Genomic DNA, 25,622 nt, shown 5'->3' with positions numbered 1-25,622 from the left:
CCCGCTGGCGGGCAGGGATCCCGTCATGCCGAAGTGCGACACTGTGCCCATGCCGACCGCCAGCCGGCCTGAGAGCGCCCGGCCCCGCCTGTCCCTCCGCCACCTCCGGGACGTCGCCGTCCGCAGCCTCGCGCGGGGATTCGCGCGGGGCAGGCTCGAGCTGGCCGGCAAGGCGGCCCTCGCCGCGGGAATTGCGTGGACCGTGGCGCCGCTTATGCCCGGTCCCGCCGCGGAGCACCCCTACTACGCCCCGCTCGGGGCGCTCGTGAGCATGTACCCGACGGTTGCCGGCTCGATGCGGAACGGCCTGCAGAGCCTGCTGGGGCTGGCCCTCGGGATCGGAGTGGCGATCGCAGTGACAAGCTTCGCCGACGTGAGCGCCCTCTCGGTCGCGGCAGTCATCGGCATCGGCGTCCTCGTGGGGGGCCTGCCCGGGAAGCCGACGGCGGCGGACTGGGTCCCTCTCGCGGCGTTGTTCGTCCTGGTCATCGGCGGGCGGAGCGCGGACGACTTCTCCTTCGCCTACATGCTCCAGATGGCCGTGGGGGTGGGCATCGGCCTCGCGGTCAACTGGCTCATCCTGCCCCCGCTGCGCTTCCGCGGGATCGCAGCCGCCTCGTCGCGCCACGTCGACGGCCTCGCCCGCCAGCTCGACGAGATGGCCGCCGCCCTCGTCGAGTCGTGGCCCCCAGACCACGAGGAGTGGGCAGGGCGGGACGCGCAGCTCGCAGAGACGGCTTCCCAAGTGCGGGCGGCCGTGCACGAGGCCGAGGAGAGCGCCAAGGCGAACCCGCGCCGTCGGCGGCACCCCCGAGACCTCGACGAGGACTTCAGGGACCTCCAGGCCCTCGAGCGCATGACGTTCCAGGTCCAGGACATCACCGACGTCCTCGCAAGCGTCATCTGGGAGGAGCGCGCCGGCACGACCGTCCCCGTCGGGCTGACCGACGAGCTCGCGGCGGCACTCACGTGCACTGGGGACCTCGTGCGGGGGTGGATGGCCGACGACGTCGGCGATCGCCTCGAGCGGGCCCAGGGAGCCGTGGACGGCCTCAGCTCGGCGCTGCGCGCCGCCGCGGCCGAGGACGCCTCGGTCAACGCGACGGCGTCCCTGGCGATGAGCATGCGGCGCATCATCGGCACGGTCCGCCGCCGCGCGACCGAGCGAGACTGAGGCAGCCTCAGGGGCGCCTAGACCTGGCCTGACCTCACGGAGCGGCGCGGCTTCCGCTGTCCGTCTGACTGCCCTGGACAGGGACGAAGTTCCAGGAATACGAGCCATCATCGTTCAGGGTCATCCGCAGATGCCCCCATGTGTCGCTGAACTTCCTCTCCACATAGGCCGGGTTCGACTTGAACGGCCGGAGCCCGATGCCGCCCGTTGACACCTGGAACTGCTGCATCCCGTCAGCGACGCACTGGTCCGCGATGTTCACCGGGCAGGTCCGCTCGTAGTTGTGCTGGGACCCGGACAGGAGGACCCGTACCCGGTTGTTCCAGAACACCTCGATCCAGGGCTTGGCCTGGGAGAACCGGGTGTGGCTCGACGTGTCAGAGGTGAAGTACGGGTCGTGGTAGACGACGGCCAGGTGCTTGCCTGACGCCTTCGCCGCCTTCAGGTCGGCGTCCATCTCCGCGGTCATGGCCTGCGCCCGGGTGGCGTTGTAGCGCCATGCGGCTGTAGGTGCCACAAGAAGGTGCCAGTTGCCCTTGTCGAAGGAGTACCACTCCAGCGCGTCCTGGAACCGGCCCAGCTGTTGGCTCGTCGCGGACTTCTCAGTCGAACCGGGGCACTGCCCGTCCATGTACCTGTCCAGGTCGTCGTTCCGTCCCGGCTGCACGTCATGGTTCGGCCCTGCTGCCCAGAATGTCTTCGGCACCACCGGTCCCCACAGCTTGTGGAACTCGTCCACGAGGTCAGCGCAGTAGCCGATGTCGTACTGGAAGTCACCGAGACCGATGAAGTTGTCCAGTGATCCGTCGCTCAGGCCGGACGCGATGCTGGCCGCGTTCTTGCCTGAGGCGGAGTCTGTGGACGTGTTCCTGTCAGGGTTCATGTCACCCACAGCGGCGAACGTGAACGTGCCCGTAGCGGGGGGAGGCGGGGCGGGAGCTGCCGGATAGACCCGGACCCAGTCAACGCTCATCACGCCGGTACCGTCAGGCGAGGGATCGGGGACCCAGTCCAGCTGGAGGGTCTGGTGCATCGGGCCCGGGGGCAGGTGCGTCGGGTCGGTGTCACGGAACCACTCCACCCCGTCCACGTAGCCGACCATCCCCGCGGGGGACCAGTCCACCGCGTAGTTGTGGAACTGGCTCACGTCCAGGTCCCTGCTGGCTGAGACCTGGGAGTCAGAGCATGAGTAGTGGAGGTGGAACTTGATCGCGTCCCACTGCCCGTTGGTCTCGGCGTAGTTCACCTCGCCGTCGCACGGCCACTTCCCCGAGTCGGGCCACAGGATCGACACCATGTGGTACTCGTTGTCGCCCGAGGCGGCGGCGCGTACTTCCCAACGCCCGTACTTCTGGTTCGCGAACTTCGCGGACATGCCCGCAGTGGTTCCGTCGGCGGTGCCGTTGATCCACATCTTGGCGCCGTCCACGCTGGCCTGCGCGCGGGAGCGGACGCCGTTGCCCGCGTGGCCGACGGAGTTGTAGACATTCCACTTGGCAGCATCGGGCGCGCCCACGTAGTTGAACTCGTCGCCCGCGACCGGGGTCCCCCAGCCGTACGTCGCCGCCGCGGTCGTTCCCTCATTCGGGTCAGTCGCGGCCGGGGTCGGGGTCGCGGTCTCGGTCGGGGTCGGTGTCGACGTCGGGCTCGCGCTCATCGTGGTCGGCGAGGCTGCCGGGGGGCTGGATGGCTGCATTGCCGTCAGGACCGTCCCCACGAGGGCGGCCAGCAGGACAATGGCCGCCGCGGCCCCGGCCACGATCCGGCCGCGCCGCCATCGGGCCCGCCCTGGGGGCGGGCCCGGCGCGCTATGGCCGCTGGCTGCGTCGCTCATGCCGTCAAGAATGGCACTGCTTGATCGAAACGCGCGACCCCCGGCGCGCGGAGGGGGTCGGGTCCTAGACGTCCTCGGCGAGGCTCACGGTGAAGACGTCGGGCCCGCTGCGGGTGACCTTGATGCGGTCCTTGGGGGCGTTGGCTTTGGCCGAGACGTGCGAGATGGCCTCGTCCAGCGTGTGGTCGACCGTGGCGGGGTCCCAGATCTTGAGGGTCACGGAGTGAGATTCAAAGGTCATGCGTCGTTGCTTTCTCTGATGCTCAGGAGCCGGCGCTCCTGGCCGCCTCCTCGTCGAGGCAGCCAGCCCCCACAGTATCCAGACCGGTACGGCCCTGAGATCATTCTGTGACCGATCGCACAGGCCTAGGCGGGTTGATTCCCGTCACAGCCGTCAGCCCTTCCGCCAGGTGTCGTCCTCGAGATGGGAGCCGGCCTGCGGGCCCATCTGGAGCATCCCGCCGTCGACCGTCCACGACGCGCCCGTGACGTAGGCCGCCGCCGGCGAGGCGAGGAATGCGATGACGGCCGCGACCTCCCGCGCGTCGCCCGGGCGGCCGAGCGGGACTCCGGGACGCCGCTTGCCCCGCGGGTCCTCGTCCTCCTGGCCTGTCATGGGAGTCGCGATCTCCCCCGGCGCCACCGCGTTGGCCGTGATGCGGTGCTCGCCGAGCTCGAGCGCCATGGTCTTGATGAGGCCCCCCAGGCCGTGCTTCGCCGCATCGTACGCCGACGAGCCGACGCGGGGCTGGTGCTCGTGGACGCTCGTGACGGCGATGAGCCGGCCGCCGCGGCCGGCGTCGACCATGCGGCGCGCGGCCCGCTGGAGGCAGACGAAGGCCCCGTCGAGGTCCGTCGCGACGATCTCGCGCCAGCGCGCGTAGTCCATGTCGAGGAAGGGCTCGTTCGCCCCCGTGCCCGCGTTGTTGACGAACACGTCGACGCCGTGGAGCTGCTCTGCGAGGCGGTCGACGACGTCTCCGCAGCCGGGCGCGTCGGCCACGTCGAGGCGAGCGACGACGGCCTTCCGCCCGTGGCTGCGGACCTCCTCGGCCGTCTGCTCGGCGCCCTGCTCGTCGGTGTGCCACGTGATGCCGACATCCATGCCCGCCTCGGCGAGGGCGACGGCGGTGGCGCGGCCGATGCCCGAGTCGGAGCCTGTGACGATGGCGGTGCGCGGCTCGAAGTCTCGCTGGTCCAAGTCCATGGTGTTCCTCGTTCCTGACGTGGGCTGATCACCCGAGGCCTACCCGTGGCCGACGCGTGCGAAACCGCCCCGCTACCGCCGGTGGGTCCACTCGAGCAGCGCCTCGAGCGGCCACGTCGTGACGATGCGCTCGGCGGGGACCCCGTTCGCCTCCGCGCGCGCGGCCCCGAGCTGCAGGAAATCGAGCTGGCCGGGCGCGTGGGCGTCGCTGTCGATGGAGAACAGGCAGCCGGAGTCGAGCGCCTCGCGGATGAGGGCGTCAGGGGGGTCCTGGCGCTCGGGCCGCGAGTTGATCTCGACGGCGACGCGGTGCTCGGCGCACGCGGCGAAGACCCGCGCGGCGTCGAACTCCGACTCGGGCCGGGTTCCCCGGCCGCCGGTCACGAGCCGTCCGGTGCAGTGGCCGAGGACGTCCGTGTGCGGGTCCTCGATGGCCGCGAGCATGCGCCGCGTCATCGCCCCGCTCGGCGAGCGGAGCTTAGAGTGCACGCTCGCGACGACGACGTCGAGCCGGTCGAGCATGGCCGGCTCCTGGTCCAGCGTGCCGTCCTCGAGGATGTCCACCTCGATCCCGGTCAGGATGCGGAAGGCGCGGCCCCCGCCGCCTGAGGCCCTCGCGGCGGCGTCGGCCTCCTCAGCATCCTCGGCGGCGTTGGCGGGGCTGGCGGGGTTTTCTGAGAAATCGCTGTTGAGCTCGGCGACGAGGTCGAGCTGCCGCGACAGGCGCTCGGGGCTGAGGCCGCGCGCGATCGTGAGGCTCGGCGAGTGGTCGGTGAGGGCGAGGTACTCGCGGCCGAGCCAGCGCGCGGCCTGCGCCATCTCCTCGGGCGGTGACCCGCCGTCGGACCAGTCGCTGTGACTGTGCAGGTCGCCGCGCAGGAGGGCGGCCAGGCCCCTCCCGCCCTCCGCGAGGGGCGCCTCCGCGCGCTCGCGCAGTGCCTCGAGGTACTCCGGGACTCGCCCCTCGAGGGCCTCGCGGATCACCTGGGCGGTGCGGTCGCCGATGCCGGGCATCCTGCGGAGCCGGCCGTCGCCCGCCCGGGCGGCGACGTCGCCAGGGGCGAGCGGCGCGATCGTCGCGGCGGCCCGGCGGAACGCCTGCACCTTGAAGCTCGGCGCGAGGGAGCGCTCGAGCCAGAAGGCGATCTCGTTGAGGGCGTCCACCGGGTCCATGCCTGTCCTATTCCCCACTGCGGGCCGTTCGACGCCGCAACGGCGCCGCCCGCCCTGTTTGGGCGGGGTGCTACGCCACGAGCAGGGCCCCGCCGAGGCCGAGGCCGCCCACGACGGCGGTCGAGGCTGCCGCGAGGGCGAGCGTCCGGCCGCCCCGCCGCACGAGGGATCCCAGCCGCACGCCGGCGCCCAGGGCGAGCATCGCCGTCGTGAGCAGGAGGGTCTGCGCCGCGGAGGCGGCGGCGAGGACGTCCCCGGGGACAAGCAGGGCGCTGCGCAGGGCGACGAGGGCCACGAAGCCGAGCACGAAGAGCGGCACGAGCGGGGGCCGGCGCGATCCCTGCGGCATCCCGGCGCGGCGCCCGCGCCAGGCGAGGGCCGCGGCGACGGGGGCGAGCATGAGCACGCGGGCGAGCTTGACGGTGACGGCAAGGGCGAGGGCCCCGCCGCCGAGCACCCCGCCGACGGCGACGACCTGGGCTACCTCGTGGACGCTCGCCCCCGCCCACACGGCGGCAGTGCGCGCGTCGAGGCCGAGCGCCCCGGCGAGCAGGGGCAGCGCGGGGATCATGAGCGTGCCGAAGAGGACCACGAGGGCGACCGCGGTCACGGTCGCGTTCTCCTCCTCCCTGTCCTTCGCCGTGACCACCGACTCGACGCCGGCGATGGCCGCGGCCCCGCAGATCGAGAATCCGCACGCGATGAGCAGCGCCTGGCGGCCCGGCACGCCGAGGAGACGGCCGATGCCGAGGGTTGCGGCGATGCCGAGCACGACGACGGCGGCCGCGAGCGCGGGGACCCCCCAGCCGAGGGCGGCCACGTCATGGAGGGAGAGCTGAAGGCCCAGCAGGACGATGCCGAGCCGCAGCGGGACGCGCGCCGCCACCCCCAGGCCCGGTCCCAGCCGCTCCGGCACGAGGCCTGCGGCGCGCGCGCCGATGCCGAGCACGATCGCGGCCAGGAGAGGGCTGACCCCGGGCGCGAGGCCCGCGATCGCCGCGAGCGCGAGCGCCCCGCCGAGCGCGGCGGCCAGCCCGGGCGCCACGTCCCGCGCACGGGCACGCGTGGCCGCAGCCGGTGGCACGGGACGGGGCTCGGTGTGGGTCAGGGCGGCCATGCTCCCATGCTCCCGGGACTCCCGGGCGGCCAGTAGACGGCAATCCGGCATGCGCCCATATGCTGGTGATATGAGCGTTCGCGACTGGGACCTGCGGCACTACCGGCTGCTCGCGGCCGTGGCCGAGCACGGGAGCATCGGCGCGGCCGCCCGCGCCACGGGCATGGCCCAGCCCAACGCCTCGCGCCTGCTCGAGCAGATGGAGCGCTCGGCCGGCTTCGCCCTCGCCCGGCGCACGCCCCGGGGAACGGAGCTGACCGACCGGGGGCGTGTCGTCGCGGGCCTCGCCGCCGAGCTCGTCGAGTCGGCCGAAGGCATCGTGCGCTCGGTCGCCGCCCTCGAGGCCGAGCGCGGCGCCCTGCACCTGTGCGCCTCCCTCACCGTCGCCGAGCACCTCATGCCCACCTGGCTCGCGGCGGCCCAGCAGCGCCTCCCGGGCGTCACGGCCACGCTCGACGTCGGCAACTCCGACGCCGTGTTCGAGCGGCTGCGCTCGGGTGCGGCGGACCTCGGCTTCGTCGAGGGCCCGACGGTGCAGACCGGCTTCCGGTACCTCGACGTGGCGCGGGACGAGCTCGTCGTCGTCGTCCGGCCGGACCACGCGTGGGCGCACGACGGCGATGTCCCGCCCGAGGCGGTCGCGACGGCGGGGCTCGTGGTGCGGGAGCCAGGCTCGGGGACGCGCCAGACGGCGGACGCCGCCCTCGCCCCGCACGGGACAGGCCCGCGGTTCGAGGTCGGCAGCAACGCCGCGCTCGCCGCGAGCGTCGCCGCCGGGCTGGGGCCCGGCGTCGTGAGCCGGCTCGCGGTGCTCCCCGCGCTCCGCAGCGGCCGCCTGGCCGAGGTCGCGACGCCGCAGCTGCGGCTCGGCCGCGTCCTGCGGGCGGTGTGGCCCGCGGGCCCGCCGCTGTCCCGCTCGGCCGAGGACTTCCTGAAGATCGTCCTCCCGGCCGGCTGAATGCCTCCCGGGGCGGTCCCCCCGGGGCCGCCTGCAGCGCCTACCCTGTTCCCCATGAGCACAGCGCCCGAGAGCACCGCGCCCGAGAGTACAGCTCCCGCCACGAACGCCCCGCACGACTGGAGCGCGGCGCGGCTCGCGGAGGCCGCGGCGGCGATCGTGGCCGCGGACGGGCTTCCGCCGATCGTCCAGGCCGGGCACCCCGTGCTGCGGATGCGGGCGGTCCCCTTCGAGGGGCAGCTCGACTCGGCGCTGCTCGCGGCGCTCATCGACGTCATGCGCCGCACGATGCACGCGGCCCCGGGCGTGGGACTCGCCGCGCCGCAGATCGGCCTGCCGCTGCGGCTCGCTGTCCTCGAGGACCTGTGGGCCGCGGACGAGGAGGTGGCCAGGATCCGCGAGCGCGCGCCCCTGCCGTTCACCGCCTTCCTCAATCCCGCCTACCTGCCCCTCGGCGAGGAGCGGGCGTCCTTCTTCGAGGGGTGCCTGTCGGTGCGGGGGTACACCGCCGTCGTGCGGCGCGCCGCCCGCGTCGAGGCGCGCTGGACGGCGCCGGACGGAACCCCGCGGTCGGCGCAGTTCTCGGGCTGGCAGGCGCGGATCGTCCAGCACGAGACCGACCACCTCAACGGCACGCTCTACCTGGACAGGGCCGAGCCGCGATCGCTGTGCTCGAACGAGGAGTACGCGGCGCGGTGGGCGCAGCCGACCCCCGAGCGCGCGGCGAGGGCCCTCGGCTTCTAGGCCGCCTGCGCCGGACCTTCCGGGCCCGGGTTCGCAGGAGTGGGCAGGTGCCGGGCCCACCAGCGCAGGATGTGCTCGAAGCGTGCGAGCCGGTGATGCGGGGTCCCCGAGCGGGACAGCTCGTGGTTCTCCCCGGGGAAGAGCAGGAGCTCGGACTCGGTGCCGGCGAGGCGCAGGGCGGCGTAGTACCGCTGTGCCTGCTCGACGGGGCACCGCCAGTCCTCCTCGGAGTGGATGACGAGCGTCGGCGTGCGCACGTCCCCGGCGCGGGCCATGGGGCTCTGCGCCGCCATCGCGGCGGGATCCCAGCCGACGTACTCGCCGGGGAAGAACCAGCCGATGTCCGCCGAGCCCACGAAGCTGGCCGGGTCGAGGAAGCCGCGCTCGACGACCGCGGCCCGGAAGCGATGCTCGTGCGCGATGACCCAGGCGGTGAGATAGCCGCCGTAGGAGCCGCCGAGGATGCCGAGGCGGCCCGGGTCGAGGCCGGGGATGGCGTCGAGGGCGCCGTCGAGGAACGCGAGCACGTCGGCGGCGTCGTCGGTTCCCATGCGGCCGCGGATCGCGCGCGCATGGTCCTCGCCGTAGCCGGCGGAGCCGCGGGGGTTGCACATGAGCACGGCGTAGCCCGCGCCGGTGAGGACCTGGGCCTCGTCGAACCACGCTCCCGTGTACTGCGCGAACGGCCCGCCGTGGACCATGAGCAGCGCCGGGTGGGGGCCCTCGCCGTCGGGCAGGACGGACCAGCCGTGCACGGACGTGCCGTCAGCGCCCCGCGCGACGAGCTCGCGTGGCATGCGCGGCGGCGCGATCGCCCGCAGCGGGGCGTTGAGGTGCGTGAGCCGGCGCAGCTCCCCCTCCCGGCCGACGGCGGCGAGCTCGCCGGGGCCCTCCTTGTCCGCGACGGTGGCGACGACGGCGCCAGAGCCGGCCGTGCTGCCCGCGCAGTCCACGCCCGTCACGACGACGTCTCCGCCGGCGAGCTCCTCGCGGACCGTAGCTCGGCCAGGGCCGCCAGGCGTGAGGGCCAGGACCGAGACGGTCCCGCGGTGGCGCGCGAGGACGAGGGCCCGGCCCGCCGCGTCCACCCGGAGGACGGCCGGCGCCTCGCCCAGGTCGTCGCCGTCGGCTGTGAGGCGCAGGGTCGTTCCGCCGGGGGTGTGCCAGAAGAGGTGCGCGGGGCGCCCCACGAAGTCTGTCCCCGAGGCCCCGAGCGAGCTTGCCACGATGTAGAGGCCCGAGCCGTCCGGCGCCTCGCGCACGGCCTGGACCGACGCGGCCTCCTCGGGGAGCGGGCCGACCGCCTCGCTCGCGCCCCCGCCGACGGGCGTGCGCACGGCGCGGGCGCCCAGCGTGTCGATCAGGGCCGGGTCGAGGACCGAGACGGTGTAGACCCACGCGCCGTCGGCGGAGAAGGAGGGGTGCGCGTGGTCGACGGCCGCGTCCGTGAGCTGCCGCGCCTCCGGCCGGCCGGACCCGGCACCCCCAGTGTCCTTGGCCTCACTGTCCTTTGCCTCAGCGGCCTTCGCCTCACTGGCCTTCGCCCTCCCGCGGGCCTCCACGAACGGCTCCTCGTCGAGCCCGGGCAGGTCGAGGACGAAGAGCTGCGCCCGCTGGTCCTGGGTATACCCGACGCCGTTGAGCCGGTAGTTCAGGTGCCGCACGTGGCGCGGATCCTCGGCCCCGGCGCCGACGCCGTCGAGCGTGCCGTACCGGCCCTCCTCCGGGACGCGCGCGGTGAAGGCGACCCGCGCGCCGTCGGGCGAGAAGGCGAACTCCTCAACGCCGAGCGGCGCGTCGGTGAGGACCCGAGGCTCGCCGCCGCGGGCGTCGACGACGCACAGCTGGGGACGCGTCTCCGCCTCCGCCCGCAGGAACGCGAGCCGCGACCCGTCCGGGGAGTACTGCGGGGCGGTGTCCCTGAACCCGCGCGTGAGCAGGCGCGGCCTCCCGCCGGCGAGGGGCACCTCCCAGACCTGGCCCACGTAGGCGTCCGCCCGGAAGTCGGGGCGCGTGACCGCGAGCGCGCACACGGCCCCCGAGGGGTGGAGGCTCGGGCCGGAGGGGACGCGGATGAGATCGAGGTGACGGGGCTGCACGCTCGGATCCTAGCCACGTCTGGGCGGGCGCGGGGCCCGACGCGCCCGTGCCCGACGCGCCCCGAGGCTACGATGGTGGCCATGCTCTCCGACGCCTCCGCGCTCCTGCTCTGCCCGCACTGCGGAGCCGGCTGGGACGGCTCGGCGAGCGGGCCCAGGTCCCTCGTGTGCGCCGCGGGCCACCGCTTCGACGCCGCACGGCAGGGCTACGTCAACTTCCTCACGGGGCGCGGGAGCAGGTTCACTCCGGACACCCCTGCCATGGTCCAGGCCCGCGAGCGCTTCCTCGCCGCCGGGCACTTCGCGCCGGCCGCGGAAGCGCTCGCCGAGGCCTGCGCGGAGCTCCCCCAGGACGCGTGCGTCCTCGACGCGGGCGCCGGGACGGGCTACTACCTCGCCGCAGTGCTGGGCACACGACGGCGGGCCCGCGCCGTCGCGCTCGACCTGTCCCCGCACGCCCTGCGGCGCGCCGCGAGGGTCCCGGGCGTCGCGGCGGTCGTGTGGGACCTGTGGCGGCCCCTCCCGCTCGCGGACGAGAGCGTCGACGCCGTGCTGAACGTGTTCGCGCCGCGGAACCTGCCCGAGTTCGCCCGGGTCACCCGGCCCGGCGGGCTCCTGTGCGTCGTGACCCCGCTCCCTGAGCACCTCGCCGAGCTCCGTGACCGGCTGCCGATGCTTGACGTTCCCGCGGGCAAGGCCGATGCGCTCGAGCGCGGGGCCGAGGAGTTGTACGAGCCCGTCTCCCGGCACCGGGTCACGATGCCGCTCTCGCTCGCCCCGGAGGACGCCGCCGACCTGGCCCTCATGGGGCCCGCCGGCCACCACGCCGCCAGGGACGAGATCCTCGCCCGGCTCGGCGACGGGCCCGTCGAGGCCACGGGCGCGGTGGAGCTCAGCGTCCTGCGGCGTCGCTGACCGGCGCCGCGTCCGCCGTCGCGCTGGACGCTGCGCGAGACCCTGTGCGGGATCCAGTTCGGGGTGTCGTGCGGGGAGCCGGCCGCTCGGAGAGGTCCACCCGCAGGAGCCGGAGCGCCGCCTGGACGAGGGGACCGATGCCGAACGCGAACACCGCCGTGCCGATTCCCACCGTGCCGCCGAGGAGCCAGCCCACGAGCACGACCGTGAGCTCGATGGCCGAGCGCACGACCCACACGGGCCTGCCCGTCACGCGCACGAGGCCAGTCATGAGCCCGTCCCGCGCCCCGGGGCCGAGCCCCGCTCCGATGTAGAGCGCGGAGGCGAGCGCCAGGAGCCACAGGCCTCCCCCGAGCCACGCCGCCTGCCACGCGAGGCCCTCCGCGGCGGGGACCCAGGCCAGCCCGAGGTCCGCGAAGAGGCCGATGAGGGCCGCGTTGGAGAGCGTGCCCCAGCCCGGCCGCTCGCGCAGCGGGATCCACAGGAGCAGGACGGCGAGGCTGATCGCGATCGTGGCCGCCCCGAAGCTCAGGCCCGTGGCCTCGGCGACCCCCTGGCCGAGGACGTCCCACGGCGACGAGCCGAGGCCCGAGCGCAGCAGCAGGGCGATCGCCATGCCGTAGGCGAAGAGGCCGGCGTACAGGCGGACGAGGCGGACGGGGAGGCGGCGGCTGATGAGGAACGCGGTCATGGCCATCATCCTCGCGGAGGATTGGCATCCTTTGATAGGTCCAATTCGGCTACGCTGGCCCTATGGGCAGCATCACAGCACCGCGCCTCGCGGCGCTCCTCGGTCCGTGGCAGGGCTCGGGCCCGGCCTATGCGGAGCTCGCTGAGCGGATCCGGCTCCTCGCGCTCGACGGCCGCATCCTCGACGGGACCCGGCTGCCCGCGGAACGGGAGCTCGCCGCCGCCCTCTCCCTGAGCCGCACCACCGTCGCCGGGGCCTATGCGCGGCTGCGCGAGATCGGCTGCCTCGAGAGCGTGCGCGGCTCCGGGAGCTACGTCTCGCTCCCGGCAGCGCCCGCCGTGGCCGCGCCGGACGAGGGCGGGGCCTTGGACCTGACGAAGGCGGCCATGCCCGCAGTGAGCGTCGTGGCCGAGTGCTTCGCGCGGGCAGGAGCCGAGATCAGCGCGCTGCTGGGCACGAGCGGATACGAGCCCATCGGACTGCCCCGGCTGCGCGTGGCCGTGGCCGAGCACTTCCGCCGCCGCGGCCTGCCCACTGTGCCCGAGCAGGTCATGGTCACCTCCGGGGTGCAGCACGCGATCGCACTCCTGGCCCGGCTCCTCGTCTCCCCCGGCGACCGCGCGCTCGTCGAGCAGCCCACGTACCCCCACGCGATGGACACGCTCCTGGCCGCCCGCGCGCGGCTCGGCGCCATCCAGGTCTCCCCGGCGGGCTGGGACTTCGAGGCCGCCAAGGCCTCCTTCGCCGCGGGCCCCGCCCTCGCGTACGTCATGCCCGACTTCCAGAACCCCACGGGCGCGAGCCTGCCCGTCGAGGGTCGCGAGCGGCTCGCGCGCCTCGCCGACCGGCATGGGACAGTGCTCGTGGCGGACGAGACGACCGGGCTGCTCGACCTGTCCCGTGGCCCGCTGCCGCCGCTCGCCGCCTTCTCGTCCGCCGCGGTCACGGTAGGCGGGCTGTCCAAGCTCGCGTGGGGCGGGCTCCGGGTCGGCTGGATCCGCGCCCCGAGGGCACTCATCGCGCGGCTCGCCCAGGTGCGCACGAGCCTCGACCTCGGAACGGCCGCGTTCGAGCAGCTCGTCGCCGCGGAGCTCCTCGCCCGCGAGGACCTGCTCGTCGTCGAGCGCCGCTCCCGCCTGCGGGCCGGCCTGGCCGTCCTCACGGAGGCCCTCGCCGAGCACTTCCCCGAGTGGCGCGTCCCGGAGCCCGACGGCGGGATGGCGCTGTGGCTCGACTGCTCGCCGTGGTCCTCGTCCCGGCTCGTGCTCGCGGCCCGCGCGCACGGGCTCGCGCTCACGGCGGGGCCCCGGTTCGGCCTTCACGGGGCGTTCGAGCACCGCCTGCGGCTGCCGTTCACGTCGCCGCCGGACGAGCTGCGGGCGGCCGTCGCGGCCCTGCGTGCGGCCGCCGACAGCGGGCGCTCGGCGCCCGCGCCGTCGCCGCTTGTCGCCGTCTGAGGCGCCCCGGCCGGCGCCCCGGAAACCCGTTGCCGAGGGCTCCCGCTGGGCTAGTGTGGAAGCATCAGGCGGGTGCGGGAGGGGGAACGATGGACTGGTTCGCTCAGTACGGATGGATGGTGTGGCTCGGCCTCGCCCTCGTGCTGGCCGGCGTCGAGATGGTGAGCCTGAGCCTCGTCTTCGTCATGCTCTCCGGCGGCGCCCTCGCGGCCTTCGTCGCTGCACTCCTGGGCGCGCCGGCGTGGCTCCAGGGGGTCCTCTTCGCGCTCGTCTCCGTGGCCATGATCGCGTTCGTCCGCCCCATCGCGATGCGCCACATGCGCCCTGGCATCGAGGACGCGCGCACGAACATCGACCGGCTCGTGGGCGCGCCCGCGACCGTCGTCGAGGCCGTGGACGCGCACCGCGGCCTCGTCAAGATCGGCGGGGACGTGTGGACGGCCCGGGCGGAGCGCGGCGAGTTCCTCCCGGGGGACACCGTCAAGGTCATCGCGATCGACGGCGCCACTGCCGTCGTCGCCCCGAGCGGCAGCACGTCGCCCTACCGCAGCTGACGGCCCGGTCCGGGCCGGAAGAGAAAACCATCGAAGGGGGAACCATGGACCCGGCAGGATTCCTGCTCACAGCCCTGTTCGTCGCGCTCATCGTGTTCGTCGTGACGGTGCTCGTGCGCGCCGTGCGGATCATCCCGCAGGCGCGGGCCGGCGTCGTCGAGCGCCTCGGGAAGTACCAGCGCACGCTCAACCCGGGACTGACGCTGCTCATCCCGTTCGTCGACCGGCTCCTGCCGCTGCTGGACCTGCGCGAGCAGGTCGTCTCGTTCCCGCCGCAGCCGGTCATCACCTCGGACAACCTCGTCGTCTCGATCGACACGGTCGTGTACTTCCAGGTGACCGACCCGCGGGCGGCGACGTACGAGATCGCGAACTACATCCAGGCCGTTGAGCAGCTCACGATCACGACGCTGCGCAACGTCGTCGGCGGGCTCAACCTCGAGGAGGCGCTCACCTCGCGGGACCAGATCAACGGGCAGCTGCGCGGGGTCCTCGACGAGGCGACGGGACGCTGGGGCCTGCGGGTCTCGCGGGTCGAGCTCAAGGCCATCGATCCGCCGCACTCCATCCAGGACTCGATGGAGAAGCAGATGCGGGCCGAGCGCGACCGCCGCGCCGCAATCCTCACCGCCGAGGGCACGAAGCAGTCGGCGATCCTCACCGCGGAGGGCGAGCGGCAGTCGCAGATCCTCCGGGCCGAGGGCCAGGCCAAGGCCGCCGTCCTCAAGGCCGACGGCGAGGCGCAGGCGATCCAGAAGGTCTTCGACGCGATCCACCGCGGCGACCCCGACCCGAAGCTGCTCGCCTACCAGTACCTCCAGACGCTGCCGAAGATCGCCGAGGGCGGATCCAACAAGCTCTGGATCATCCCGAGCGAGGTCGGGGAGGCGCTGCGCGGGATCGGAGGCGTGATCGGCAACGTGACGCAGTCGCAGGAGGGCCGGGCACAGGAGGGCCAGGCGCCGGGCGCACCCGCAGGGGGCAGCCAGGCGGCGCCCGGACTGGAGGCGGCGACGGACGCCGACCTCGACGCCGCCGAGGTCCCCGGGGCGAGCCTCGAGGCGGACGCCCGGGCGTTCGAGGAGCAGGCGGCGGCCCCCACCCAGCTGGACCTCGAGGCGCAGGGCTTCCTCGGCAGCGCCCCGGCGGAGGGGGACGACGGCGCCGCCTCGCCGTACGCCGGGCCCCGCCCCTGAGCGGGCCGGCTGACGGCCCGGACCGGTCGCATCTATAATGGAACGTCCGCCACGGGCCCCGGGAACACAGGGGCGCCGACAGGCGTTGGCAACTGCGCCGGGCCCGTGCGACCGGCAGAACGTGAGGGAGTAGAAATGAGCGACCGCAGCCTGCGCGGCATGCGCCTGGGTGCACAGTCCATGGAGACGGAGGCCGGAGTCGAGCCGGCCCCGCGCCAGCGCGTCGAGTACCGGTGCGAGGACGGCGAGCAGGTGTTCGTCACGTTCTCCTCCGAGGCCGAGATCCCGCCCGTGTGGACGTCCAAGACGGGCAAGGAGGCGTTCCTCGTCGACGGGGAGCGCCCGGTGGACACCGCCGAGAAGGCCGTCCGCACGCACTGGGACATGCTGCTCGAGCGCCGCAGCATTCCCGAGCTCGAGCAGATCCTCTCCGACCGGCTCGAGCTGCTCCGCAGCCGCCGCGGACAGTGACCAGCCGGGAGTGACAGCAGAATGGGGCGGGAACCGCAAGGTTCCCGCCCCATTCTCTTTCTTTCGGCCTGTACCTTCAGGCTCAGCGACCGCGGCCGCGGCCGGTCAGCTGCTCGAGGCGCTCGGCGAGGCCCCAGCGGGTCACGTTGAGCATGGCCTCGATGACGATGTTGCCGCTCATCTTCGAGCTGCCGAGCTCGCGCTCGACGAACGTCACGGGAACCTCGACGACGGTCAGGCCCATCTTGGCCACGCGCCACGCGAGGTCGACCTGGAAGCCATAGCCGCGCGACTCGATCGAGTCGAAGTCGAGCTTCTCGAGGGTCTCGCGCCGGAAGGCCCGGTATCCGGCCGTGATGTCCTTGAGCTTGAGCCCGAGCATGATGCGGGCGTACGTGCTGCCCGTCCGGGAGATGAGCTGGCGGTAGAAGGGCCAGTTGACCACGGAGCCGCCCTTGACCCAGCGCGACCCGATCACGAGGTCCGCCCCGTTCTCGATCTGCTGCAGGAGCGAGGGGAGCTGCTCGGGCTGGTGCGAGCCGTCGGCGTCCATCTCGACGACGACGTCGTAGCCGCGCTCGAGCGCCCAGCGGAACCCGGCGATGTACGCGGCGCCGAGGCCCTCCTTGCCCTTGCGGTGCAGGACGTGGACCTGGGAGTCCTCGGCCGCGATGCGGTCGGCCAGCGCGCCGGTGCCGTCAGGGCTGTTGTCATCCGCCACGAGCACGTCCGACGCCGGCACGGCTGAGCGCAGGCGGCCCAGGGTCTTGGGCAGGGACTCGAGCTCGTTGTAGGTCGGGATGATCGTGAGAATGCGCACGCAGTCGGCCTTTCGGAGCTGGATAGGGCAGGCGCCATGGGGGCGCGACTGTCCATTATATCCAGCGGCAGGCAGGCCTATGCGTCTTCGGGCCAGTACGCGGGGCCGGCAGCTGGTCAGTCCCCCGAACTGTTTTCTACTGACACACAGGCCTGCCCCGTGCCGTGCCCCGCCGTGAAGCGGACGGGACCGGGCCAGCCTCAGGCGGCAAGGCCCGATGAACATCGATCCTACGGGGTGAGCGTCCCGTGTCAACCGCCCGTTCATCTGGGCGTACGCGCGTTTGCCCTCGTCGCCCCGGCGTGTCGCCAGCGCTGGCAGGCCCGGGGAAAGAGCGGAAAAACTAGTCCCCGAAGCCGCCGCGCCGGAAGAGCTCGCGGCCCCGGTGCACCGTCTGGAGGCACACTGGGGCGTTCTCGGTGTCGAGGGCGGGCAGGAGGGGCGTGCGGGCGCGCGGATCGGTGCTCCAGGCCTGGACGCGGTCGTCGGCGACCTGCACCATGAGCTCGTCCGCCCGCCACACAGCGAAGCTCGCGGGGGCACCGGGCACGAGCTGGCCCAGGAGCGGGTTGGCGTGCCGGACGGCCCGCCAGGCCGAGCGCGTGTGCCCGATGAAGGCTGCGCGGGCCGAGATGCGCTGGCCCGGGTCCGAGTGCGTGAGGCACGCGCGGACGGTGTCCCACGGGGACATGGCGCACACGGGCGAGTCCGAGCCGAAGCACACGGGGACCCCCGCCGCGAAGAGCCGGGCGAAGGGGTTCATCCCGGCCCTGCGGGGCCCCAGCCGCCGCTCGTAGAGCCCTCCCGGGCGGCCCCACGCGGCGTCGAACAGCGGCTGCGCGCTCACGGTCACGGCGAACTCGGCGAGGACGGCGGCCTCGGCCTCGCCGACCATCTCGGCGTGCTCGAGCCGGTGGCCTGCGGCGCGGACCCTGCCCGCGCCGACGGCGTCCGCGGCGAGCCGGAGCCCGTCGAGGACGCGGTCGAGCCCGCCGTCGCCGATCACATGGAAGCCGGCCTGGACGCCGAGCTCCGTGCACGCGGCCACATGCGCGCCGATCTGCTCGGCCGTGAGGTAGCCGTGGCCGCGGTGCCCGGGGGCGTCGGCGTAGTCGGCCCTGAGCAGGGCCGTGCGGCTGCCGATGGACCCGTCCACGGTGAGGTCGCCCGCGAGGCCGAGCACGGGCGCGCCGAGCCCGTCGAGGACCTCCCGGCCCTCCTCGGCGCTGCCCACGAGCTGTCCCCAGTAGGCGAGCACCTCGGGCTCGCCCTCCGCGTCCTGGCGGGCGGCCAGCACGCGCAGGTCCTCGGCGCCGCCGAGGTGCGGGGCTGCCTGCTCGACGACGGCGACGTGCCCGTTCGCGGCGGCGTGCGCGAGGGCCGCGGAATGCAGGGCGCGTAGCTCCTCAGGGCGCGTCGGCCGTGTCGCCGCCCGTGCGGCGGCGAGCGCCTCGCGCGCGGCGACCGGCCCGCCGTCCTCCATCCCGGCCAGCCCCGCGAGCCCAGCCGAGGCCGCGAGGGCCGGCGAGACGAGCGCGGAGTGCACGTCCACCCGCGTCAGGAGCGCCGCACGGCCGCCGGCGGCCCGCGCAAGCTGCTCCGAGGTCGGCAGGGTCGGGTCGTCCCAGGCGGACTCGTCCCAGCCGTGGCCGCGCAGCACCCCCGCTCCTCCGGCTCCCCCCACTCCCCCGGCGTCCGCCGCTGCCGCGGCCGACTCGAGGGCCGCGAGCAGCCCCGCTGCCGAACGGACGCCCGAGAGGTCGAGGGACGTGAGGGCCGCGCCGGTGTCGGCGAGGTGCACGTGCGAGTCGACGAAGCCCGGCGCGACCAAGGCGCCGTCGAGGTCCAGGACCCTCATTGAGGAGTCCGCGATCGAGGACGCGGCCTGCTCGGACCCGAGCCACGCGACCGTGCCGCCGTCGACGAGCATCGCGGAGGCGAAGGGGTCCGCGGCCGAGTAGACGGAGCCGTTGCGGTAGAGGGTGAGCGTGCGCTCGTCGGGCATGGGGGCGTTCCTCTTCTTCGCCGCGGCGGCGCCGGGGCATCGTTCGGGCTGGGGCTGTTCCTGGGCTGTTCTGCGCCTATTCCGCGACAGCGGAGTAGGCGACCACGCCGCGGCGCAGCGCGCGGATGGCCTCGTGGCACAGGCGGGACACGCGCGGCTCGATGCCGGGGACGTCCGCGAGCTGGTCGAGCAGGTCGATGACCTGCCGGACCCAGCGCACGAAGTCGCCAGCGGCGAGATCGGTGCCGGAGAGCACGTTCTGCAGCTCGCGTCCGCGCGCCCACTTGTAGACCGGCCAGACGAGGCCGAACTCGGGCTCCGCCGTGCGGGGCAGCCGGTGCTGCTCCTCGTCGTCCTCGAGCTGGGACCATTCCCGCAGGACCACGTCGACCGCGATGTCGAGCGAGACGCTCGGCATCTTCGGCGGCAGGCCCCGCTCCTCGCGCTTGGCCTGGTAGACGAGCACGCTCACCAGGGCCGCGAGCTCGGCGGCGTCGACGTCGTCGAACGCGCCCGCCCGCAGCGCGAGCATCGTGAGGAGGTCCCGGTCGCCGTAGATGCGGCGCAGCTGCTGGCCCGCGGCGGAGACGCCGCCCGTGCCGGTGGCGCCCACCTCGCTGCCCTCCCCCTCGGCCTCGAGGCAGCCGTACACGGCGAGGACCTCGCAGACCCGGTCGAAGGTCTTGGCGATCGTGTTCGTCCGGCCCTGGATCTGGCCGAGGAGCCTGTCCGTCTCCCTCCGCAGCTTGATCCACCGCTCGGACCAGCGGGCGTGGTCCTCCCGCTCGGCGCAGCCGTGGCAGGGGTGCTGGCGGAGCCGGCGCCGAAGGTCCTGGATGCGACGCTCGGTGTCCTCGTAGCCGTCGGCGAAGGCGAAGTCCCGGCGCGAGCGCTTCCCGCCGCGGCGCCCCGTGTCGCCGCCGGTGCGCGCGCGCTCGACGGCGTGGCGCAGCGACGCGCCGAGGTCGCGCCGGTCCTTGGGCCGCTTCGGGTCGAAGTGCTTGGGGATGCGGATCCGCGCGACGGGCTCGACGGGGCCCGCGATGTCCTGGAGGCCGATGCGGCGGAGACTGTTCTCCTCCGTGAGCACCTGGGGGCGCGGGTCCCGCCCGTTCGTGTCCGGGGCGAGGACGACGGCGCTGCCCGAGAGCCTGCCCTCGCCGATCTCGACGACGTCGCCCGGGGCGAGCCTGGCGAGCGAGTCGAGCGTCATGGCGCGGCGGGCCCTGCCGGACTCCCGCGAGGCGAACTTCTCGGCGTCCGAGAGCTCCTGGCGGATCCGCGCGTACTCCGAGAAGTCCCCGAGGTGGCAGGTCATGGCCTTCTCGTAGCCGGCGAGGGACTCCTCGCGGCTGCGCACCTGCCGCGCGAGGCCGACCACCGAGCGGTCCGCCTGGAACTGGGCGAAGGAGCTCTCGAGGATCTCCCGGGCGGTCTCGCGGCCGAACTGGGCCACGAGGTTGATGCTCATGTTGTACGTGGGCCGGAAGCTCGAGTTGAGCGGGTAGGTGCGGCGGGAGGCGAGGCCCGCGAGGGCGGCAGGGTCGAGGCCCGGGCGCCACAGCACGACGGCGTGGCCCTCGACGTCGATCCCGCGGCGCCCCGCGCGTCCCGTGAGCTGCGTGTATTCGCCCGCCGTGATGTCGACGTGCGCCTCGCCGTTGAACTTCTCGAGCTTCTCGATCACGACGCTGCGTGCGGGCATGTTGATGCCGAGGGCGAGGGTCTCGGTCGCGAAGACGATCTTGACGAGGCCCGCGGTGAAGAGCTTCTCGACGACCTCCTTGAACGTGGGCAGGAGCCCGGCGTGGTGCGCGGCGATGCCGCGCAGGAGGCCCTCGCGCCAGGCCCAGAACCCGAGGACCGCCATGTCCGCCGGGGGGATGTCCCGCGCGGCCTCCTCGACGGCGGCGGAGATCTCGGCGCGCTCGCTCTCGCTGGTCAGGTCGAGCCCCGCGTCGAGGCACTGCTGGACGGCCGCGTCGCAGCCGGCCCGGGAGAAGATGAAGTCGATCGCGGGCAGGAGGCCCCGCCGCTCGAGCGTCTGGACCATCTGGGGCCGGCTCGTGCGCGTGCCCGCGAGCGGCGTCGCCTCGTCGGGGCGTCCCGGCCCCGGACGCATCGACTGCTTCTCGCCGCGCTGGCGCTCCTCGCGGCGGCGTGCCCGGCCGCCGTGGCCGAAGCGGCCGCGGTACTGCTGCTGGGTCTCGCGGCGTGCGAGGTCCGCCAGCTCCGGGTTGACTGCGGAGAGTTCGCTCACGGCGGCGGACCGGACACGGGGCTGGCGGCCGGCGCTGCTGGGCATCCCGGCCACGCCCGCCGCGGGGAACGAGGCCGCGGGCGCGGCGACGGCGTCGACCGCCGCGGACTCGTCGGCGAGGCCGCGGCCGGCATCGTGGGCGTCGGCCAGGGCCTCGAAGTCGCTCCGGGTCGCGAAGAGGTCTATGAGCTGGCGCCCCACGAGGACGTGCTGCCACAGCGGGACGGGCCGGTGCTCGGAGACGATGATGTCGGTCTCGCCGCGCACCGTGTCGAGCCACGCGCCGAACTCCTCGGCGTTGGAGACTGTCGCGCTGAGGGAGACGAGCCGCACGTCCTGGGGGAGGTGGATGATGACCTCCTCCCAGACGGCCCCGCGGAAGCGGTCGGCGAGGTAGTGCACCTCGTCCATGACGACGTAGCCGAGGCCGATGAGGGTGTCGGAGTCCGCATACAGCATGTTCCGAAGGACCTCGGTCGTCATGACGACGATGGGCGCGTCGCCGTTGATCGTCGTGTCGCCCGTGAGCAGCCCGACCCGCTCCGCCCCGTGGACCGCCGCGAGGTCGGTGTACTTCTGGTTGGAGAGGGCCTTGATGGGCGTCGTGTAGAAGGCCTTGAGGCCCTGCGCGAGGGCCAGGTGCACGGCGAACTCGCCGACGATGGTCTTGCCGGCGCCGGTCGGGGCCGCGACGAGCACGCCGCGCCCTGCCTCGAGGGACCGGCACGCCTCCTTCTGGAACTCGTCGAGGGGGAACGCGATGCGGGCGGCGAAGGCGCCCAGTTCCGTCTTCGCGAAGGCCCTGCGCTCGGCGGCTGCCGCGTAGCGCTCGGCGGGGGACGGATTCTCGGCGGCCGTGGACATGCCACCAGCGTAGTCCCCCGCCGGGCTCAGAACTTCTCGAGGTCCTCGCGGGTGGTCGCGACGTCCGCCACTGCGTCCGTCTCGGCGGCGGCCTTGGCCTGCCGGCGCTCGCGGCGCCGGTCGTTGAGCAGGCAGATGCCGATGGCCGCGAAGAACAGCACCAGGAGCGGCACGGCGAGCATGAACATCGAGAGCGCGTCGGCGCCGGGGGCGGCGATCGCCGAGAGCACGAAGACGAGGAAGACCGTGATGCGCCAGGCCTTGAGGATGACCTTGCCGGGCAGGACGCCGATCATGTTCGCCGCCACGAGGCCCACGGGGACCACGAAGGCGATGCCGAGGGAGAGCAGGAGCCGCGTGACGAACTCGACGTACTCGCGCACGTCGATCTGGTTGTTCACGAACGCGGGCGTGAACTGCGTCAGGGCGTGCACGATCTGCGGCAGGACGATCCAGCCCATGTAGATCCCGAGGAGGAACAGCGGCACGGCGACGATCATGAAGCCGAGCGAGTAGCGCTTCTCCTTGAGCGTGAGGCCGGGCATGACGAAAGCCCAGGCCTGGTAGATCCACACGGGGCTCGAGACGACCATGCCGATCATGACGGCCATCTGGATCTTGAAGTCGAAGGCCGAGGCGATGCTGGGGAAGTTCAGCGCCGAGATGCCGCCGGTGTGCTCCGAGATCCGGTTGACCGGCTGCTGCAGAGCGATGATGAGCGGGTCGTACAGGAACCAGCCCGCCACTGCCCCGAGGGCGATGCCGATGAGGGCCTTGATGAGCCGGTTCTTGAGCTCCCTGAGGTGCTCGAGCAGGGGCATCCGGCCTTCGGGGTTGGCCTTCCTGCCCTTGCCTGCGGCCACGCTCAGGCGCGAGTGGACGGGCCGGAGGCGCCGCCCTCAGTCTGGTCGTCGCGCTTCGGCGGGATGACCTTGCCCTCGACGGGGGCGTCGGTGCCGGCCTGGCTGGCCGTCCCGGACTCCTTGCCGTCGTTCTTCATCTCCTTGACCTCGGACTTGAGGATCCGCATCGACTGGCCGAGGCTGCGTGCCATGCCCGGGAGCTTGGGGGCCGCGAAGAGGAGGACGACGACGATGACCAGGATCAGGATGACCCACGGGTTTTCGAATGGTCGGAACACAGGAAGTCCTTTCGTACAGCTGCAAGTCTAGATGAGCCCGAGGTCCCGGAGGGACTGAGGCTGGCCGCGCAGGCGCCGTCGCTCGACGCGGCGTTCGCGCCGCGCTTCGCGGCGCCGGGCGCGCCCCTCGGCGTACTCCCGGCGCATCGCGGCGGGCTCGGCGAACACGGCGCTTCCGGGAGCCGGGGCAGCCGGGAGGGCGCCGCCGTCGTCAGCGCGGCCGCCCGCGTCCGCCCGCTCGTCCGCCACGGTGCCATCCGCTGCGCGGAGGGCCGGGGAGAGCTGCCCGAGAGCCTCTCCCGCCTCGCGCATGAGGGCGAGCCCCTTGCGGACGATGTGCACCCCGCCGAGCACGAGCCCGAGCAGCGTGCAGGCAAGGAGCGACATCCAGATGAGGACCCACGACCACCACGGCACGCTTCACAGACTATCCGGTCCCGGTTGGCCCGCCGTACCCGGCCAGGGCACGCCCCAGCCACGCGCGGCACGCCTCGACCGCCTCCCCGGGCCCCTCGAGCGCTGCGGAGCCGCCGAACTGGGCCAGGAACGCGGCGAGCCAGGCGATGTCGGCCACGCGGAGGCGGACGCGCCTGCTTCCGTCCTCGAGGTCGCGGCCGTCCTCCGCGTCGAACGCGGCCTCGGCCCACAGCGACTCCGGGGCGAGCCGCACGACGGCCACGACGTCGCTCGCACGCCGCGTGAAGAGGGCGTCCCCGCCCGGCTCGAAGTCCGGCGGAACGGGCACGGGGGCGGCGGGCGCGACGGACTCGATCCGGTCGATCCGGAAGACCCGGCGCCCGCCGGCACGATGGCAGTAGCTGTTGAGGTACCACCGGTTGGCCTCGGAGAGGATCCCGAGCGGGTTGACGAGCCGTTCGGTGACCTCGTCCTTGGTCGGGTTGAGGTAGGTCAGGCGCAGTGTCTCCCCCGCCGTCGCCGCAGCGTAGAGGGCCGGGATGAGGTCGGCGTTGCGCTGCGGCTCCGACTGCAGGTCGATCTGCGGCAGGCCCTCACGGCCGACGACAGCCGCCGCGCCGACCTTGTCGATGAGCCTCGCGATGGACTCCTTGGCGGAGTCCTCGGCGAGTGGGAGCAGCGACTGGAGGCCGAGCTGGAGCGTGACCGCCTCCCCCGCGCTGAGCCGGCGGGGGCTCGCCAGTTCGGAGGCGTTGGCGAGGCTCACGACGCCGTCGTCCTCGATGACCTCGATGTAGCTCTGGAATCCCGCGGAGTCGATCGGGCCCGCCTCCTGGAGGACGAGCAGCTCCTGGCGGACCTGCCGCTCCGTGAGCCGGAACCGCTCCGCGATCGTCTCGACCGAGGCGGGGCCGGCGAGCAGGAAGGGCACGAAGTCCATGAGCCGCTCGAGCCGTTCGTTGCCGCTCGTGACCTTCCGCGGGGGCCGCGTGACGGCGGCCTCCCGGGCTCCCTGCGTGCCGAGCGCGGCGAGGGCGCCCTCGAGCCGGGAGACGACGGCGTGCGCGAGCTCGGCAGGCTCCTCGACGACGACGGCGTCGCCGAACCCGGCGAGCCACTCGGCCGCGACCGAGACGTCGCGGAACCCGAAGTCCCCGCGATCCCAGCCCTCGGGCCCGGGGCCCGTGGGCGACCATGTGCGGCGCAGCTCGAGCGCCCGGTCCTCGGCGACCCGCAGTCGCGCCGTCCGCTCCGGCAGCTCCTCGAGCCCGTCGAGCGCCCGGCGCACCGCACCCGGCTCGGGCAGCGGGAAGGCCCCGGGCGCGTGGGCCGTGACGGCGCCCCGGATGCGGGAGAGGCGGAAGACGCGCGGGGCGCCCCGGTCGACGTCGTGCCCAGCGAGGTACCACTGGCCGAAGCGCTGCCCGAGTCCCCAGGGCTGGACCCGGCGGCGGCGCAACTCGCCCGTGCTCGAGGCGTGGTAGTCGAACGTGACCTCGGCGCCGCGCGCGGCGGCGTCGCTCAGGATGTCCCAGTGCGGCTCGTCGAGCCGGACCCGGGGCTGCACTTGGGACGGCGGCGTCTCGGGGAGCGCCCCGGCGGCCTCGAGCCGGCGCAGCGCTCGCTGGGCCTCCCGGCCCGCCACCGCCCGGTCGCATGCGAGGGCCGCCAGGGCCAGCCACGTGGACTCCTCGGCCGTGAACTGCTGCGGCGGGAGCCGGAACCCGGTCGGGTCGACACGGTACATCGTGACCTTCTCGGCGCTGTCCATGCGCTCGTAGCCCTCGCGCTCCTGGATGTCGGCGCCCATCGAGCGCAGGTCCGCCTTGTCCCGCTCGAACTGCCGCAGGACCGCCTCCTGCTCCCTCGACGAGGCGCCCTGACCGCGCTCTGCGATGTGCTCGGCGGTGTAGCCGTAGACGTCGCGCAGGATCCGGTCGCGGGACAGCCCCCGCTCGGTGTGCAGGAGCGCGATGAGGAGGTTCAGCAGGCGCGAGGTCTTGGCTTCGGACACAGTCCGAGGCTATACGCAAACGGGCGGCAGGCAGCGTGAGCTGCCTGCCGCCCGGATCGCGGAGGGTGTCCGTCCGCTCAGCGGACGCCGACGAGGTCCACGACGAAGATGAGGGCCTCGTTCGGGCCGATGGCCCCGCCGGCCCCGCGGGAGCCGTACGCGAGCTCGGACGGGATCTCGAGGCGGCGGCGCCCGCCGACCTTCATCCCGAGGAGGCCCTGGTCCCAGCCCTGGATAACCTGGCCGACGCCGACCCGGAAGTCGAGCGGGGTGCCCCGGTTCCAGGACGCGTCGAACTCCTCGCCCGTGGACCAGGCGACACCGACGTAGTGGGTCGAGACGGTGTCGCCGGCGACCACCTCGCGGCCGTCGCCCTCAATGAGGTCGACGATCTTCAGCTCGGCCGGGGCCTCGCCCTCGGGGAAGTCGATCTCGGGCTTCGTGCGGTCGTACTCGCGCTTGCCGAACGACATGGGTGCTCCTAACTCTTGATGGCCCGTCCCTGACGGGC

At 73.6% G+C, this 25,622-nt stretch carries 23 protein-coding genes; 8 read left to right on the top strand and 15 right to left on the bottom strand.

Annotation, left to right across the window (positions count from 1 at the left end; all coding sequences use genetic code 11):
• The first annotated feature begins 49 nt into the window (after nucleotides 1-49).
• Entirely contained in the window at nucleotides 50-1,174 is a 1,125-nt protein-coding gene (locus ACUYMY_RS08935) for an FUSC family protein (protein WP_481703225.1), read from the top strand.
• A gap of 34 nt (nucleotides 1,175-1,208) precedes the next feature.
• Here the strand turns inward: ACUYMY_RS08935 and ACUYMY_RS08930 are convergent, their stop codons facing one another.
• The 5 genes from ACUYMY_RS08930 to ACUYMY_RS08910 all read right to left on the bottom strand — a co-directional run bounded on the left by ACUYMY_RS08930 (nucleotide 1,209) and on the right by ACUYMY_RS08910 (nucleotide 6,505).
• Nucleotides 1,209-3,008 carry a family 16 glycosylhydrolase gene (locus tag ACUYMY_RS08930; protein ID WP_481703224.1) on the bottom strand — a complete coding sequence of 600 codons (1,800 nt, stop codon included), beginning with the start codon at nucleotides 3,006-3,008 and terminating at the stop codon, nucleotides 1,209-1,211.
• 64 nt (nucleotides 3,009-3,072) lie between these two features.
• Nucleotides 3,073-3,249, bottom strand: a complete 177-nt coding sequence (locus ACUYMY_RS08925; RefSeq protein ID WP_481703223.1) for a hypothetical protein — start codon at nucleotides 3,247-3,249, stop codon at nucleotides 3,073-3,075.
• A gap of 153 nt (nucleotides 3,250-3,402) precedes the next feature.
• Entirely contained in the window at nucleotides 3,403-4,215 is an 813-nt protein-coding gene (locus ACUYMY_RS08920) for an SDR family oxidoreductase (protein ID WP_481703222.1), read from the bottom strand.
• Nucleotides 4,216-4,287: 72 nt separating this feature from the next.
• Nucleotides 4,288-5,388, bottom strand: coding sequence for a PHP domain-containing protein (locus ACUYMY_RS08915; protein WP_481703221.1), 1,101 nt, complete (start codon nucleotides 5,386-5,388; stop codon nucleotides 4,288-4,290).
• 70 nt (nucleotides 5,389-5,458) lie between these two features.
• Complete coding sequence (locus ACUYMY_RS08910; RefSeq protein ID WP_481703220.1) at nucleotides 5,459-6,505, bottom strand: YeiH family protein; 1,047 nt, start codon at nucleotides 6,503-6,505, stop codon at nucleotides 5,459-5,461.
• A 70-nt stretch (nucleotides 6,506-6,575) separates the two neighbouring features.
• Here ACUYMY_RS08910 and ACUYMY_RS08905 point away from each other — a divergent pair, with 70 nt between their 5' ends.
• Nucleotides 6,576-7,463: a LysR family transcriptional regulator gene (locus ACUYMY_RS08905; RefSeq protein WP_481703219.1), complete on the top strand. Its 888-nt coding sequence runs from the start codon at nucleotides 6,576-6,578 to the stop codon at nucleotides 7,461-7,463.
• Nucleotides 7,464-7,517: 54 nt separating this feature from the next.
• Nucleotides 7,518-8,207 (top strand): peptide deformylase, encoded by a 690-nt coding sequence (locus ACUYMY_RS08900; RefSeq protein ID WP_481703218.1) that lies wholly within the window; start codon nucleotides 7,518-7,520, stop codon nucleotides 8,205-8,207.
• On the opposite strand, the gene ACUYMY_RS08895 is transcribed toward ACUYMY_RS08900, so the two are convergent.
• Nucleotides 8,204-10,306 carry a S9 family peptidase gene (locus ACUYMY_RS08895; RefSeq protein ID WP_481703217.1) on the bottom strand — a complete coding sequence of 701 codons (2,103 nt, stop codon included), beginning with the start codon at nucleotides 10,304-10,306 and terminating at the stop codon, nucleotides 8,204-8,206. The genes ACUYMY_RS08900 and ACUYMY_RS08895 overlap by 4 nt on opposite strands.
• 81 nt (nucleotides 10,307-10,387) lie before the next feature.
• On the opposite strand from ACUYMY_RS08895, the gene ACUYMY_RS08890 reads away from it, so the two are divergent.
• Nucleotides 10,388-11,221: a methyltransferase domain-containing protein gene (locus tag ACUYMY_RS08890; RefSeq protein ID WP_481703216.1), complete on the top strand. Its 834-nt coding sequence runs from the start codon at nucleotides 10,388-10,390 to the stop codon at nucleotides 11,219-11,221.
• Here the strand turns inward: ACUYMY_RS08890 and yczE are convergent.
• Entirely contained in the window at nucleotides 11,199-11,912 is a 714-nt protein-coding gene (gene yczE / locus ACUYMY_RS08885; RefSeq protein WP_481703215.1) for a membrane protein YczE, read from the bottom strand. The genes ACUYMY_RS08890 and yczE overlap by 23 nt on opposite strands.
• A gap of 62 nt (nucleotides 11,913-11,974) precedes the next feature.
• Between yczE and yczR the strand changes: the two genes are divergently transcribed.
• From yczR to ACUYMY_RS08865, 4 genes are all read left to right on the top strand, one after another.
• Complete coding sequence (gene yczR, locus ACUYMY_RS08880) at nucleotides 11,975-13,369, top strand: MocR-like transcription factor YczR (protein ID WP_481703214.1); 1,395 nt, start codon at nucleotides 11,975-11,977, stop codon at nucleotides 13,367-13,369.
• Nucleotides 13,370-13,458: 89 nt separating this feature from the next.
• On the top strand, nucleotides 13,459-13,923 hold the full coding sequence (locus tag ACUYMY_RS08875) for an NfeD family protein (RefSeq protein ID WP_481703213.1): 465 nt from the start codon (nucleotides 13,459-13,461) through the stop codon (nucleotides 13,921-13,923).
• A gap of 44 nt (nucleotides 13,924-13,967) precedes the next feature.
• The gene (locus ACUYMY_RS08870; RefSeq protein ID WP_481703212.1) at nucleotides 13,968-15,119 is read left to right on the top strand and encodes an SPFH domain-containing protein; all 1,152 of its coding nucleotides are present in this window, start codon (nucleotides 13,968-13,970) and stop codon (nucleotides 15,117-15,119) included.
• Between the two features lie 135 nt (nucleotides 15,120-15,254).
• Nucleotides 15,255-15,590, top strand: coding sequence for an RNA polymerase-binding protein RbpA (locus ACUYMY_RS08865; RefSeq protein WP_481703211.1), 336 nt, complete (start codon nucleotides 15,255-15,257; stop codon nucleotides 15,588-15,590).
• 82 nt (nucleotides 15,591-15,672) lie between these two features.
• Here ACUYMY_RS08865 and ACUYMY_RS08860 read toward each other — a convergent pair whose 3' ends face one another.
• The 8 genes from ACUYMY_RS08860 to ACUYMY_RS08825 all read right to left on the bottom strand — a co-directional run bounded on the left by ACUYMY_RS08860 (nucleotide 15,673) and on the right by ACUYMY_RS08825 (nucleotide 25,584).
• Complete coding sequence (locus tag ACUYMY_RS08860; RefSeq protein ID WP_481703210.1) at nucleotides 15,673-16,410, bottom strand: polyprenol monophosphomannose synthase; 738 nt, start codon at nucleotides 16,408-16,410, stop codon at nucleotides 15,673-15,675.
• A gap of 343 nt (nucleotides 16,411-16,753) precedes the next feature.
• The gene (locus ACUYMY_RS08855) at nucleotides 16,754-18,415 is read right to left on the bottom strand and encodes an amidohydrolase (protein WP_481703209.1); all 1,662 of its coding nucleotides are present in this window, start codon (nucleotides 18,413-18,415) and stop codon (nucleotides 16,754-16,756) included.
• 76 nt (nucleotides 18,416-18,491) lie between these two features.
• The gene (locus ACUYMY_RS08850) at nucleotides 18,492-21,539 is read right to left on the bottom strand and encodes a DEAD/DEAH box helicase (RefSeq protein ID WP_481703208.1); all 3,048 of its coding nucleotides are present in this window, start codon (nucleotides 21,537-21,539) and stop codon (nucleotides 18,492-18,494) included.
• A gap of 26 nt (nucleotides 21,540-21,565) precedes the next feature.
• Complete coding sequence (gene tatC / locus ACUYMY_RS08845) at nucleotides 21,566-22,360, bottom strand: twin-arginine translocase subunit TatC (protein WP_481705017.1); 795 nt, start codon at nucleotides 22,358-22,360, stop codon at nucleotides 21,566-21,568.
• Between the two features lie 44 nt (nucleotides 22,361-22,404).
• Nucleotides 22,405-22,680: a Sec-independent protein translocase subunit TatA gene (gene tatA, locus ACUYMY_RS08840; protein ID WP_481703207.1), complete on the bottom strand. Its 276-nt coding sequence runs from the start codon at nucleotides 22,678-22,680 to the stop codon at nucleotides 22,405-22,407.
• Nucleotides 22,681-22,707: 27 nt separating this feature from the next.
• Entirely contained in the window at nucleotides 22,708-23,097 is a 390-nt protein-coding gene (locus tag ACUYMY_RS08835) for a hypothetical protein (protein ID WP_481703206.1), read from the bottom strand.
• 10 nt (nucleotides 23,098-23,107) lie between these two features.
• Entirely contained in the window at nucleotides 23,108-25,111 is a 2,004-nt protein-coding gene (locus tag ACUYMY_RS08830; RefSeq protein ID WP_481703205.1) for a helix-turn-helix transcriptional regulator, read from the bottom strand.
• A 77-nt stretch (nucleotides 25,112-25,188) separates the two neighbouring features.
• Complete coding sequence (locus tag ACUYMY_RS08825) at nucleotides 25,189-25,584, bottom strand: FKBP-type peptidyl-prolyl cis-trans isomerase (RefSeq protein ID WP_077488455.1); 396 nt, start codon at nucleotides 25,582-25,584, stop codon at nucleotides 25,189-25,191.
• Nucleotides 25,585-25,622 lie beyond the last annotated feature (38 nt).

The sequence above is a fragment of the Sinomonas sp. T428B genome (assembly GCF_056780155.1).
The sequence above is the reverse complement of the archived record's forward strand: the minus strand, read 5'-3'. Positions and strand labels throughout refer to the sequence as shown.